Origin of the sequence: Carnobacterium inhibens subsp. inhibens DSM 13024 (genome assembly GCF_000746825.1) — a bacterium.
GTDB lineage: Bacteria > Bacillota > Bacilli > Lactobacillales > Carnobacteriaceae > Carnobacterium_B > Carnobacterium_B inhibens.
On the sequence record NZ_JQIV01000006.1, the window covers coordinates 607066 to 619771 of the forward strand.

Below are 12706 nucleotides of genomic sequence, written 5' to 3' on the forward strand. Positions count from 1 at the left end.
ATTATGCATCCTCCATATTAAATGCATTTGTTTTCTTGAAGATTAACAAGGAAACAGTGATAACCAAAGCTGAAATGATCAACGTGATCGCAGCAGCCATAGAATATTGCGGTGAAGTTCCAGTCGTTAATTTATAGATCCATGAAATCAAGATATCCGTAGCTCCTGCTCCACCACCTACACTTCCCGGCCCACCATTATTGAAGAGGTAGATCATTGAAAAGTTGTTAAAGTTTCCGGTGTATTGCGTAATAAAGGTTGGAGCAGCTACCATGAATACCATTGGCATGGTAATTTCTCTGAACCGTTGAAATGCACTAGCACCATCAATTTTTGCAGCTTCGTATAAATCTTCAGGAATAGATTGTAAGATACTCGTTGTCATGACGTAGATATACGGGAACCCTAACCAACCTTGGATCATAATGATCGCTGTCTTAGACCAAAATGCATTTGTTTTCCACGCAATTCGCCCGATTTCTACAAATGGAATATTATTCAATAACGGAATAACTTGAGTATTAATGGCTCCGATACTGTCATTAAAAATATTTGAGAACGATAAAATAGTAATAAATGCTGGTACAGCCCATGGTAATAAGAAAATAACTCCAAAGAATCGTTTTCCTTTAATAAATGACTGGTTAGCGATAACAGCTGTAAAGATTCCAATAATAATTTGCAGTGTTGTCGCACTAAATGTCCAAATGATTGTCCAACTGAAAACAGATGTAAATGCATCACGATATGTGCTCAAGAAGAAAATATTCACGAAGTTTTTTAATCCAATCCAGTCAATTAAATTAGCTGGAGGAATATGGTAAAAGTCGTAATTTGTAAAAGCCATAAATAATGTAACCAACACTGGGAAAATAATCGTAAAGGCCATCATTAAGTATGCTGGTATGATCAGCAGATAAGGAAATCCTGCATTATAGACATTCCACATCACTTCTTTAAGTGTAGTATTAACTTTTTGCCCTCTATTCCAAATGGTTGCTACGCGCTTAGCGTCATAGATATTTAAACCGTAAAAGGCTAAGAAAATGACTGTTATAATGAGTTGGAGTGTGCCTTCAATCATAATAAATAGTGAATGATCTTCAATAGGAGTACTTCCTAAAGTTATTAGTCCGTTAAACGCATCAAAACCAAAAACAATCATCTCGACAACAAATGCGACTAAGATAGCTAAAAAGACGATCCCTTTGAACCGTTGTCCGTTATAAAATTGACCTAGTCCTGGGATAATTGAATACAACATTGCTTTTTTTTCATTTTTAATATTCTGAGGTTTTGTCTGAGAAGACATTTTAAACTCCTCCCTTTTCTTTTAACATTTTTCGGCAGAGAACAACTACATTCTCTGCCGAAATCTGTTCATTTTTTAGTAATTAATTTGTGTATTTTTGTTCGATTGATTCTTTAATCAATTTAGCAGAATCATCAGCTGATTCTTTAGGTGTTTTGTTTCCTGATGCTGCATCGAATAACATGTTTTCAGCACCTGTCCAAACTTCAGCCATTTCAGGAATGTTTGGCATTGGTTGTGCATCTTTGTATTGATTGATTACAGCTGTTGTCAATTCATCATCTTGCTCAGTAGCATAGACACGTGAGTCTTGGTTTGCAGGAACTTCATTTGTATCGTCATAGAATTTGTTTTGGTTTTCAGTATTTGTCACATAGTCTAACCATTCTTGAGCAACATCTTTGTTTTCAGAATAGTTGCTGACAACCCATCCTTTTCCACCACCAAATGCTTCATATGCTTCGCCATTGTTCAATGTTGGGATAGTTGTAACGCCGTAATTTACACCAGCATCTTTTAAGCTAGCTGCTTGCCAAGGTCCGCCAATGAATGCGCCAACTTTACCGTTTAAGTATTGATCTGTGATAAAAGCATCAGAACTTGTTACATCTTGCATACCTTGTGGCCATGTATTTTTGAACCAATCAGTAGCATATTCAATAGCTTCAACAGCACCTTCATTGTTTAGTCCAATATCAGTTGGGTCAGTTCCATCTTCACCAAAGATGTATCCGCCATAACCCGAAACTAAACCATACGTAAAGTAAAAGTCAGTCCATTTAGCTAAGAATCCTGTGTTTTTTCCTTCTTCTCCATCAAAAGCAAAACGTTCATCTTTAGCTAATTCTTCCAAATCTGCAAAAGTCGTTGGAGCTTCTTCTAATAGATCTGTATTGTAATACAATACTAATGTTTCAATAACAGCAGGTGCTCCATAGATTTTTCCATCTAAAGTAACTTGAGCTTTATCTGTTTCATTATATTGAGCATCATTTCCTAATGTTACTTCAGCGATATGTCCTTGTTGTCCTAAAGAACCCATTCGGTCATAAGATGACATCATGATATCTGGAGCATTTCCAGATGGACCATCAAGTGGCAATGCTTCTAATTGTTCAAACATATCACGTTCTGTTACTTCAATCTTAACCCCGTGTTCTTCTTCAAAAGCCCCTTTGATCTCTTCTACATAGTCAACGTAGCCTTGATCAACAGAAATTTGTAAAGTTGAGCTTTCAGCTTCATCTCCACCAGATGTTGAACTGCTGTCTGTCGCTTCTTCCCCACTTCCACAAGCTGCAAGAACCAACGCACTAGCAGACACCAAACCTAAAAGATATTTTTTCCAACCGGTCTTCTTCATTTTATTTATCCCCCTCAAATATGAGTTATTTTTGATTACATCCTTATTATCAGGCATAAGAACGCTTTCTGCAAACGTTTTCCGTATGTTACCGGTAACAGGATTCATTCAAGGGATTCATTCAAGGGATTTATCCAACCATTTAAAAAAAATGCCGTTCATAATTATTTCTTATAAACGGCATTTTTTATTTTCAATTAGAAGACTTTTTAATTTTGATACTTCTGTTCAATATTTTCTTCAATAAATTGAACAGCATCATCTGCCGCTTGTTGAGGAGATTTATTACCTGAAGCTGCATCAAAAATCATCGTTTCTGCTCCAGTCCACACTTCAGTCATCTCTGGGATATTCGGCATTGGAACAGCTGAATCAAATTGTTCAATCACGGCTTTAGACAATTCACTTCCAGTTTCACTGACCGTTGTTCTAGCTTCTTGATTAGCTGGAATCTCCGAAGTCAATTCATACAATGTTTCACTGTTTTCGGCATTTGTTACATAATCCAACCACTCTTGAGCTAACTCAGGATTTTTGGAATATTTACTGATGACCCATGCTACCCCACCAGCAAAGGGTTCATACTCTTCTCCATTTGGTAATGTAGGGATCGTTGAAACACCATAATTTATACCGGCTTCTTCATAACCACTCGCACCCCATGGTCCATTGATGACCGCTGCTGTTTTTCCACTGGTAAACAATTCATTCATAAAGTTCTCTGAACTCGTTGCATCCAACATTCCTTGCGGCCAAACATTTTGGTACCAATCGGTGATATATGTGATGCCTTCAACTGATTCAGGTGAATTCAGTCCGATATCTGACGGATCTGTTCCATTCTCGCCAAATACATACCCACCATAACCAGATAATAGACCTATATATTGATAAGCCGTTGTCCAGTTAGCTAAAAATGCGGTGTTCTTTCCTTCTTCGTTTTCAAATGCATATGTGTCATCTTCAGATAAGGCTTCAAGATCATCAAATGTTTCTGGTGCTTGTTCAATTAAGTCTTTGTTGTAATACATCACTAAGGACTCGATGACAAATGGTGCGCCATAAACTTTTCCATCAAGAGTCACTTGTCGTTGATCCATTTCATCATAACGCTCATCATCAGGCAAGGTGACTTCCGCTAAATGTCCTTGCTGACTCAAAGTACCTACTCTATCATAAGGAGCAATAAGTATATCCGAACCGATCTCAGCAGGACCGTCTAATGGCAAAGCGTCCATTCCATCAAACATATCACGCTCAGAAATTTCAATCTTTACATTGTGCTCTTCTTCAAAAGCTGGAATAATTTCATTAACATAATCGCTATACCTTGGATCCACATCAATAGTTAATGTGGTTGATTCTCCATCATCACTGGTCGACCCTGTTTCGTTCGACTCTTCTCCATTTCCACAAGCTGCCAACAACAGGGCACTCATAGATACCAAACCAATAAATCCTCTTTTCCACTCTTTCTTTTCCACACGATCTCCTCCTTATTCTGATGTAACTTTATTATCATACAACCAGCATTCTTTTGCAAACGTTACCATTTGATAGCGAAAAAAGACGCTCAATCTTTTCAGATAAGCGCCTGTATCATTTTTAGTTAAGCTTTGTAGATAGCAAATCCATTTTGTTTGATCGATAATAATTTATTATCTGAATAAGCTAAATTTTTAAGCAAGCTTTCTGGTTTTTGTTCTAAAACTAACTCTAAGTCTTTTTCACCTTGGTTAAAGTAGCAAATAATCTCTTCATTACCAAATTTCCTTTTGAAACCAACTACTTTTTCATCATCACGAATATCAAACCAGTCAATTTCTCCATAACTTAGCAGACCTTGATTGTTCTTTCTAAAAGCAATCAAATCTTTAGTGAAATCAAGCATATTGCTATCTTGTTTTTCCTCTTCCCAGATCATGCATTTACGGCAATCAGGATCATTGTGTCCATCCATCCCGATTTCAGTACCGTAATAAATACATGGCGAACCATGTTGAGTGAAGACAAATGCTAGCCCTGCTTTGGCTAACTGTTTATTATTATTGCTGATTGTCAATAAACGTGCTGTATCATGAGAATCTAGCATGTTGAACATCACTTCATTGGTTTGTTTGCGGTACAACATTAATTGTTCATTCAATCCGGCCACCATTTTACTTGCGGATATATTTTCTTTCATAAAGAAACTTTGAATGGTTTCAGTATACGCATAGTTCATGACCGCGTGGAACTCATCACCTTGCAGCCAACTTTGCGAAGAATGCCAAATTTCACCTAAAATATAAAAGTCCTCTTTTAAATCAATAGAAGCTTGATGGAATTTCTTCCAAAAATGATGATCGACTTCATTTGCAACGTCTAAGCGCCATGCATCAATGTCAAACTGATTGATCCAATAAGTGGTAACGTCTAATAAAAATTCTTGAACTTCAAGATTACGAGTATTTAATTTTGGCATATGTCCTGTAAATGCAAAAGTGTCATAACTTAGCTCGTTGACATTTTCTAGTTCTTCAACGGATAAATCTGCTAATGATTGAACAGGAAATTCATTGATATGGAACCAGTCTTTGTAACGAGAGTTTTCTTGGTTTTCTAAAACATCTTGCCACTGCATGGAATCCATTCCTAGATGATTAAAGACAGCATCCAGCATGACTCGAATACCACGTTTATGTGCTTCTTGAACCAATGTTTTAAAAAGTTCTTTATCTCCAAAATCAGGATCGATATCCAAATAGTCAATCGTATCGTATTTATGATTTGATTTAGCTTTAAAAAGTGGACAGAAATAAATACCATTGATTCCTAAATCAACTAAATAATCCAAATGATCGATGACACCTTGTAAGTCGCCGCCATAAAAATCATCACGTCCTGGATTTTCTTTGCTGCCCCATGGCAATGTACCTTCTGGATCATTTTTCTTATCCCCATTAGCAAAACGTTCTGGGAAGATCTGGTACCATACCGTTTCTTTTACCCATTCCGGCGTTTTAACTTGATCGATCTCATGTAAGTACGGCATTCTAAAAAAGGTATTCGCGTCTTCTAAGTATTCATCTGTAAATGGAAATACCCCGCGATCGCCATAAAGTACTTCGCTTTCATCAAAACCTTCTACATGGAAGCAATAAGCAATGCGCTTTGTTTTTTCATATGTTTCAATCATCCAATAATCATGGATATCCGTACTCGCTGTTAATTTCATAGGTTTGTCTTTCTTAAACCATTTTTCTGTTCCATGAGAATAAGGATCCCCACTGATCAAACTAACTTGTTTTGCATCTCCCTTTTTTGTTCTTAGACGGATATGAAAGTTATCAACCTCATATAAATAAGCATACTCGCTATCAGGTCTGTGGTAAATTGCTGCTGTTTCCATGTTATTTTTCCTCTTTTCATTAATTGTTGTCTTCATTTATTATAGTAGTAAACATTACTACATAGAGATAACCATTGTTCCATATGGACTTAAGTTTAGAGATTCCTCTTGTATACTATTTCCTTCATTTGTTAATTTAATGGTATAAGGTTGTGTGATCAGGTCTTTTATAGAAACGACTTGATTTTTTTCTGTCATATTGCAGCAAACGACTGCTTTAGATTTCCCTAACGTGCGTTCATAGCAATACGTTTCAACACTGCTTTCTAAAAGTTTGTACTTCCCTTCAATAAATAACGGTTCTTGCTTCAACTTTAATACAGCTCTGTAATACTGCAAAATGCTGGTTTCATCAGTTTCTTGATCCATCACATTGTATTTTTCTTCTTGATTAACGCCACTCCAAGGAAACTGCTTTGAGAATCCCGCATAAGTTGAATCGTCCCATTGCATGGCTCCTCTACTTACATCTTTGCTTCGCGCATTTAAGTGTTTTAAAGCAAATTCTTTTGAGTAACCTAATTCAAGTGCCGTTTCATAAAATAAATCTGCTCCAGGCAAAGCAAATTGTTCTATTGTTTCAATGACTAAATTTTTCATTCCAATTTCTTCGCCATTTAGCAAGAAAGGAATCCCTTTTTGTAAATACATCAATGTGGATAACATCTTACTGCTATTGTCCCGGTACTGTTTATCATCTCCAAAACGTGAAACGGCACGAGCCATATCATGATTGTTCCAATACAACACAGGTCCGCCAACTGTTGCTAGTTCTTCTTGCCATTGCGCCATAGTCTGTTTGAATTTTATTAGATCGAGCTTTCCATGTTGCAAATTTAATGGCAGCCGTTTATCTTTTGTCTGTTCTGTTTCTGGAAAGTAACGAAAAGTGATAACACTGTCACAAACTTCATTGATAGGATCTGTATAGTTTTTTGCCAATTCAATACTTGCGGATGCCGCTTCTCCTACTAGAAACACATCTGGATGATCTTTGCGAATACGCTGACTAAACTCTTTCATGTAATCCATCGTTTTTGGCAAATTAGCGTAATAGTTCTCTGCCAAAACAATATCATTAGGATTTGCTATATCTACATCAGGAAAACCGGCTTGTTTGTCAACATGAATAAAGGCATCCAATCTCAAAGCATCGATTCCTTTTTTTAGCCAAAAATCAGCACAATCAGCCATTGCCAATCGGACTTCAGGATTTTCCCAGTTTAGATCCGGCATTTCTTTTGCAAACAAATGAAAGTAAAAAGAGTCTCCAAGCGGTTCTTTTTCCCAAACAGAACCACCAAAAAAAGAACCCCAATTATTGGGTACTGAACGATTTTTTACTGGTTCATGCCAAATATAATAATCTCGGTATAAGTTATCTGGCCCTTTTAAAGCTTCTTGAAACCAAGGATGTTGATCTGAGGTATGATTCAATACAAAATCAAGCATGACTTTGATGCCTCGTTCATGAGCTTCTTCAATCAACTTTTCCATATCCAACATCGTGCCAAATTGATCATCAATAGCATAATAATTTGCAACATCATATCCGTTATCCACCTGAGGGGAAACAAAAATTGGATTCAACCAAATCATATTTACTCCAATTGATTGGATATAATCCAATCGTTGAATGATTCCTTTTAAATCACCGACTCCATCGTCGTTTGTGTCTTGAAAACTTTTAGGGTATATCTGATACACAACTGTGTTCTCCCACCACTTTTCTTGCATTTTACTCAACCCACCTTTAATTGTGCTAAATTCCTTTTCACTCAATAGCTTACAGAATCCAGAAAGCACTTACAATTAAAAATCGGTTGTTACCGGTAACAACTTCATTGATCACCTTTTTAATCATTCATTTTCAGGCTGGGCATCATAAGCAAATACAATGGTCCCATATGGAGCAAATGTGATCGCATCTTTATCAATTGAATTGCCTTCATTCTGCAGTATGACTTTCCAACCAGATTTTGAAATCCCATCCTCTTGAATGTGTTCTTCGGTGTCCGATAAATTACAACAAACAATCGCACGCTGGCCTTCATAAGTTCTTTCATAAACATAAAGGGTATCTTTGGTCTCATGTAAAGTAAATGAGCCATTTATAAATAAAGGTGTTTTTTTCAATTTCAGTAATGTTTGATAATACATTAAGATACTTTTTGGATCTTTTTGTTGAGCTGCTACATTGTACTTTTCTTCCACATTTACTCCGCTCCATGGTTCGACAGTTGAAAAACCAGCAAATGTTGCATTATCCCATTGCATAGCTCCTCGACTAACATCTCGTCCAGTATGATTTAATTCTTTTAGAATGTGTTCTTCAGAATAGCCTAATTGCTTTGCTTTCTCGTAAAAAGGAACAGCTCCTGGCGTGTCAAAATGATTCCGATCGTTATAGTGCAAATTGCGCATACCAATCTCTTCGCCATTGAAAATAAATGGAATTCCTTTTTGTAGATACATTAAAGTTGCCAGCATTTTACTGCTATTGTCTCTAAACTGTTCGACATTTCCAAAGCGCGAAACTACTCTAGGCATATCGTGGTTGTTCCAATACAATACAGGACCACCAAACGGATCCATTTTATCTTGCCAAGCTGACATTACCTCTTTAAAAGCCTTTTTATTTAATCGACTTGATTGCATATTGAATGGCAATCGCGGATCTTTCATCGTCTCATCTTCAGGAAAAATAAGAAAGGAAACCACGGCATTGCACATATCATTTTCAGGATGCGTGTATTGGAATGCTAGGTCTACATCTGCTGAAGCCGCTTCGCCTAAAATAAAAATATCCTTTTTTACTTTTCGCAGATCCATTGATAAATTTTGAACGTAGTTTTTGATATTAGGCAAAAAAGCATTGATTTTTTGAGCAGATACTAATTCTTGTCCATTTTCCATTTCTACTTGATAAAAATCATCAGCCTTATCCATATGAATAAATGCATCTAGACGAAAACCATCTACTCCATGGTCCAACCAAAATTTCCCAACATCTAAGATTGCTTTTTCAACTTCTGGATTATCCCAATTTAAATCCGGCATTTCTTTTTTAAATAGATGAAAATAATACTGATCTCCAACCGGTTCCTTTTCCCATACTGAACCTCCAAAAACAGAGACCCAGTTATTTGGCAAATGACCACCTTTTCGTGCATCTTCCCAAATATAAAAATCACGATACGGATTTTCTGGTCCTTTTAACGCTTCTTGGAACCAAACATGCTGATCAGAAGTATGATTGACCACTAAATCAAAAATAACTTTCAGCTCTCTTTTATGTGCTTGTTCAATCAATTCAATAGCATCTTCTACTGTTCCAAAAATTGGATCGATCGTATAATAGTCTGATACATCGTATCCATTATCAACTTGTGGAGATGTAAAAATTGGGTTAAGCCAAATGGCGGTAACGCCTAATTGTTGAATGTAATCTAATTGTTGAATCAGCCCTTTAAGATCTCCAAGGCCATCTCCATTTGTGTCTTTAAAACTCCTTGGGTAAACTTGATAAAAAATTGATTCTTTCCACCAATCTGTTTCTTTCATTACACTCACTCCTCTATTCATTTATAGAAGCTGATCACCATTATTGTATGGAAACAAAAAAAAGATTGCCACTTTTATGATTATTACTTTGTTTTAAGAAAGCATTAAAGTTAGCCTATTCTAATAAACATCTTAGAAATAAGAATGAATCTAGATTTTAACCATTAAAAATGGTAATCTTTGAGTAATTACAATAGGCGTACGCCTATATAGAAAGAGGTAGGATAATGACAAGTATGAGTATTGCAGGTAAAACTGTTGATGCATGGGAAAAAGAAATTCCCCAATTAAAAGACATTCTTTCATTAAAAGAAATCTTTTGGATTAACTCGGCTAAATTGCCTTTTGAAGAGGCTTCAAAATTAGTACCCTATACAAAAGAGAATATCAATGATGCAGAAGCACGCTTAAACCGATTTGCTGCTTATTTAAGAATTGATTTTCCAGAAACTGAAGTATCTAAAGGGATCATTGAATCACCTTTATCCTCTATTCCTTCTATGAAAGAGTACCTTGAAACGGTTTACCATTCTTCAATACCTGGTACCTTTTTATTAAAAAGAGACGATACCTTACCGATTGCTGGAACAATAAAAGCTCGTGGAGCGATCTATGAAGTATTGAAACATGCTGAAACATTAGCTTTAGAACATGGCTTATTGAAAAGCTGGAATGAGGACTATTCACTATTTGCAACGGAAGCCTTTAAAACCTTTTTTTCAAATTACAAAATTGCTGTAGGAACGACTGGAAATCTCGGCATCAGTGTAGGAACAGTTGGCGCTATGTTAGGCTTTGACGTGACAGTACATATGTCTGTAGAAGCCAAACAGTGGAAAAAAGATTTATTGCGTTTTCGTGGGGTAACAGTTATTGAGCACGAATCAGATTTTACAAACGCAGTAAAAAAAGGACGCGAACAATCCGATTTAGATCCAATGAGTTATTATGTTGATGATGAACATTCCATTGAATTGTTTTTAGGTTATACAGTTGCAGCCAATCGTTTGCAAAAACAATTAGAACAAGAAAATATCCTTGTAGATGAAAATCATCCTTTATTTGTTTATTTGCCTTGTGGCATCGGTGGTTCACCAGGCGGAATTAGTTTCGGATTAAAACAAATCTATGGTGATAATGTGCATTGTTTCTTTGCTGAACCAACTCACGTTCCGTCCATGACAATGGGTTTGATGACTGGAAAATTCGATCAAGTATCTGTTAAAGATTTTGGTTTAGACGGACTAACCGTTGCTGATGGTTTAGCCGTTCCTCGAACTTCAAAACTAGTAGCGAATATAATGAAACATTTCTTTAGCGGTTCTTATACTATTGATGACTTTGAAACAAATCGCTTGTTGAGTGCTCTCATTGACAAAGAAAAAATTTATTTAGAGCCTGCAGCTTTAGCTGGTGTACCGGGTGCTTTACGATTATGCCGATCTGAAGAAGGCAAATCTTATTTAGAAAAACATGATTTAACAGACAAAATGGATCAAGCTACACATATTGCTTGGGCAACCGGGGGAAGTATGGTTCCTAAAGACGATATGGATCAATTTTATGAAGTTGGCTTACAATCTCACGCAATCGCAACACCTAGATAAAGAGCTTTTCTAATAATAAATAGCACTAAAAAAACCTCCAGAATTTTTATACTTCTGGAGGTTTTAAGGTTCTACATAAAGAAGATCGGAGACTTTTCGTTACCGAAAAGTTTTCCATACTTTACTAAATAGTGTTTGCTGCTATCGCAAAGCTGCCTAGTTCATAATTCGGTAAAAAAAATGGCGTGAAATGGTGAATAGACACTCTATAGTTCAGGTTCTTTAACAATATTTGAGTAATAATGTCGAATAGACGCACTATAGTGTAGATTTTCTAATAAAATTCGAGTTGAAATGTCAGATAGATGCACCGTACTTCATATTCCTTAACAAAATCTGAGTTGGAATGTTAGATAGACACTCTATAGTTCAGATTCCTTAACAAAATTTAGCTAAGAATGTCGAATAGACACGCTATAGTTCAGATTCTCTAACAAAATTCGACGAAGAATGTCGGATAGAAAGAGAGATTCGTCTTCTTAACGCTCCCGCAGAATAAAACAAAAAAATAACCCTATAATAGTTGAGGAATAACATTATTCCCGACAACTGCTATAGGGCTATTATTAATAATTAGGCAAAAACAGATAAAGCTTGTGGCAATACTTCTATTTCTAGAGGGAAGGTCTGGCCTTTGTCGCCGTCAACTGTACAATTTATTTCCTTATCTATATCTTCCAACAAACGTATTTTTGCTTTTTTAAAAGAGCGATGTTCCAATTGATCTTTCGTGTATTCTTTGTTTTGAAACAATTCGGGCACTAAGCTTAATTTTTCTTTAGCAGTCGTTTCCTTTAATGTAACTAAATGAATCAAGCCGTCATCGATAGCTGCTTCAGGAATAATTGTACCTACACCACCGACAAAGTTACTCATAGCAATCAAGAGCAGGCTGTACTCGGCTGTCCATTTTTCTCCGTCAATATCTAATTCAAAAGTATAGGTTTCATCATTTCTTAATGCCTTGATGCCTTCTATCAAATAAGCAAATACGCCAAATTTTGTTTTCATATCGACATCTACTTCTTGAACGGACTCAGGTATAGGACCAACGGAAGTCGAACTGATAAAATACCGGTCATTCAACTTTCCTACATCGATTTGCTGAACGGTTAATTGTTCTAATGAATCGATAGCCTTTTCCGGATTCATTGGAATACCTATAGCTCGAGCAACATTATTGACCGTTCCAAGCGGAATGATTCCTAATGGCAGTTTAGACTCATGTAACATCAAACCATTCACCGCCTCACTAACAGTCCCATCTCCTCCCAAAACAAAAACAGCTTCATAATCATTTAAAGCAGCTTCTTCAGCAAATTCTTTAGCATCTCCTGATTTTTTGGTTTTTTTGATGCCAAATTCAGAAGCAACTGCTTTTAATTGTTCTTTTAATTGTTCAGTATAGTTCTCAGACTCTTCTGCACCTGAAGAAGGATTTACGATAATCATAGCTTTAGTCATGGTGA

8 protein-coding genes are annotated in these 12706 nt (G+C 36.3%); 1 reads left to right on the forward strand and 7 read right to left on the reverse strand.

Going from position 1 to position 12706, the window contains the following annotated elements:
* Position 1 precedes the first annotated feature (1 nt).
* The 6 genes from BR65_RS04100 to BR65_RS04125 form a co-directional block, all read right to left on the reverse strand.
* The gene (locus BR65_RS04100) at positions 2-1312 is read right to left on the reverse strand and encodes a sugar ABC transporter permease (protein ID WP_023178219.1); all 1311 of its coding nucleotides are present in this window, start codon (positions 1310-1312) and stop codon (positions 2-4) included.
* A gap of 82 nt (positions 1313-1394) precedes the next feature.
* Positions 1395-2675 (reverse strand): extracellular solute-binding protein, encoded by a 1281-nt coding sequence (locus BR65_RS04105; protein WP_023178220.1) that lies wholly within the window; start codon positions 2673-2675, stop codon positions 1395-1397.
* A 209-nt stretch (positions 2676-2884) separates the two neighbouring features.
* A complete protein-coding gene (locus BR65_RS04110) occupies positions 2885-4159 on the reverse strand; it encodes an extracellular solute-binding protein (RefSeq protein WP_034536846.1) in 1275 nt (424 codons plus the stop codon).
* Between the two features lie 125 nt (positions 4160-4284).
* Positions 4285-6066, reverse strand: coding sequence for a glycoside hydrolase family 13 protein (locus BR65_RS04115; protein ID WP_023178224.1), 1782 nt, complete (start codon positions 6064-6066; stop codon positions 4285-4287).
* A 57-nt stretch (positions 6067-6123) separates the two neighbouring features.
* The gene (locus tag BR65_RS04120) at positions 6124-7803 is read right to left on the reverse strand and encodes an alpha-glucosidase (protein ID WP_034536848.1); all 1680 of its coding nucleotides are present in this window, start codon (positions 7801-7803) and stop codon (positions 6124-6126) included.
* A gap of 123 nt (positions 7804-7926) precedes the next feature.
* Positions 7927-9630 carry a glycoside hydrolase family 13 protein gene (locus tag BR65_RS04125; RefSeq protein ID WP_034536850.1) on the reverse strand — a complete coding sequence of 568 codons (1704 nt, stop codon included), beginning with the start codon at positions 9628-9630 and terminating at the stop codon, positions 7927-7929.
* A gap of 227 nt (positions 9631-9857) precedes the next feature.
* On the opposite strand from BR65_RS04125, the gene BR65_RS04130 reads away from it, so the two are divergent.
* On the forward strand, positions 9858-11237 hold the full coding sequence (locus tag BR65_RS04130) for a D-serine ammonia-lyase (protein WP_023178230.1): 1380 nt from the start codon (positions 9858-9860) through the stop codon (positions 11235-11237).
* A 573-nt stretch (positions 11238-11810) separates the two neighbouring features.
* Here BR65_RS04130 and BR65_RS04135 read toward each other — a convergent pair.
* A complete protein-coding gene (locus tag BR65_RS04135; RefSeq protein WP_034536853.1) occupies positions 11811-12701 on the reverse strand; it encodes a diacylglycerol/lipid kinase family protein in 891 nt (296 codons plus the stop codon).
* Positions 12702-12706: the final 5 nt, after the last annotated feature.

Excerpts from the sequence above, each read along its gene's own strand:
- BR65_RS04100 (WP_023178219.1), bottom strand. The coding sequence starts at position 1,312 with ATGTCTTCTCAGACAAAACCTCAGAATATTAAAAATGAAAAAAAAGCA.
- BR65_RS04105 (WP_023178220.1), bottom strand. The coding sequence starts at position 2,675 with ATGAAGAAGACCGGTTGGAAAAAATATCTTTTAGGTTTGGTGTCTGCT.
- BR65_RS04115 (WP_023178224.1), bottom strand. The coding sequence starts at position 6,066 with ATGGAAACAGCAGCAATTTACCACAGACCTGATAGCGAGTATGCTTAT.
- BR65_RS04120 (WP_034536848.1), bottom strand. The coding sequence starts at position 7,803 with ATGCAAGAAAAGTGGTGGGAGAACACAGTTGTGTATCAGATATACCCT.
- BR65_RS04125 (WP_034536850.1), bottom strand. The coding sequence starts at position 9,630 with ATGAAAGAAACAGATTGGTGGAAAGAATCAATTTTTTATCAAGTTTAC.
- BR65_RS04130 (WP_023178230.1), top strand. The coding sequence starts at position 9,858 with ATGACAAGTATGAGTATTGCAGGTAAAACTGTTGATGCATGGGAAAAA.
- BR65_RS04135 (WP_034536853.1), bottom strand. The coding sequence starts at position 12,701 with ATGACTAAAGCTATGATTATCGTAAATCCTTCTTCAGGTGCAGAAGAG.